The organism is Oscillibacter sp. CU971 (assembly GCF_905219725.1).
Lineage (GTDB): Bacteria > Bacillota > Clostridia > Oscillospirales > Oscillospiraceae > Oscillibacter.
In genome coordinates this window covers 1-1337 of the sequence record NZ_CAJMXG010000502.1, presented here as the reverse complement: position 1 = coordinate 1337, position 1337 = coordinate 1, and the positions used below count along the sequence as shown (strand labels likewise).

Sequence of the window (1337 nt, the reverse complement as noted above, 5' to 3'; positions counted from 1 at the left end):
GAGCGGGGCGGGGAGAAGAACTGGAAGAAGTCCATCGACCTGGTGCGCACCGACTGCCGGGACGTGGAGAAGATGATGAACGAGCTGTACCTGTGCGAGTACGAGGGCGGCCTCTTCAACGGCGGCGCCGCGCAGATGGAGCGTCCCAACAGCTTTATCATTCAGCAGGGCCGGGCCGCCGAGTCCGTGCTGATGGAGATCGTCAAGAAGATTCTGGCCCAGCGCCATCCCGGCAAGGTCTTCACCATCCCCTCCAACGGACACTTCGACACCACCGAGGGCAACATCAAGCAGATGGGCTCCATCCCCCGCAACCTCTACCACAAGGAGCTCCTCTATCAGGTTCCCGAGGGCGGCAAGTACGAGAAGAACCCGTTCAAGGGCAACATGGACATCGACAAGCTGNAGCAGTTGATCCAGGGCGTCGGCCCCGCGAACGTGCCCCTGATCTTCACCTGCATCACCAACAACCCCNTCTGCGGCCACCCCGTCNCCATGGCCAACATCAAGGAGATCAACCGGTTCGCCCACAAGTACGATATCCCCCTGATCTTCGACGTGGCCCGCTGGGCGGAGAACTGCTACTTCATCAAGATGAACGAGCCCGGCTATGAGGACAAATCCATCGCCGAGATCGCCACGGAAATGTTCTCCTACTGCGACGGATTCTCCATGTCCGCCAAGAAGGACGGCCNCTCCAACANNGGCGGCATGCTGGCCTTCCGGGACAAGGGTCTGTTCTGGAAGAAGTTCTCCGACTTCAACGAGGACGGCTCCGTCAAGACCGACGTGGGCGTGCTCCTCAAGGTCAAGCAGATCTCCTGCTACGGCAACGACTCCTACGGCGGCATGAGCGGCCGGGATATCATGGCGCTGTCCTGCGGCCTGTATGAGAGCTGCGACTTCCGCTACATGGACGGCCGCGTGAAGCAGTGCGAGTACCTGGCCCAGGGCTTCTACAAGGCCGGGGTCAAGGGCGTGGTGCTGCCTGCCGGCGGCCACGCGGTTTACATCAACATGGACGAGTTCTTCGACGGCAAGCGGGGCCACGACACCTTCGCGGGCGAGGGCTTCTCCCTGGAGCTCATCCGCCGGTACGGCATCCGGGTCTCCGAGCTGGGTGACTACTCCATGGAGTACGACCTGAAGACCCCCGAGCAGCAGGCCGAGCTTGCCAACGTGGTCCGCTTCGCCATCGACCGCGACCGGCTGACCCAGGAGCACCTGGATTACGTCATTGCCGCCGTCAAGGCCCTGTACGAGGACCGGGAGAGCATCCCCAACATGCGCATCGTCTGGGGCCACAAGCTGCCCATGCGTCACTTCCACGCCTTCCT

Annotated in this window: 1 protein-coding gene; it reads left to right on the top strand. The window is 62.1% G+C overall.

What is annotated here, in order from left to right; all coding sequences use genetic code 11:
- Positions 1-1337: tryptophanase (locus tag JX325_RS16935; protein WP_204792186.1), on the top strand; the 1337-nt coding region annotated here is incomplete at both ends.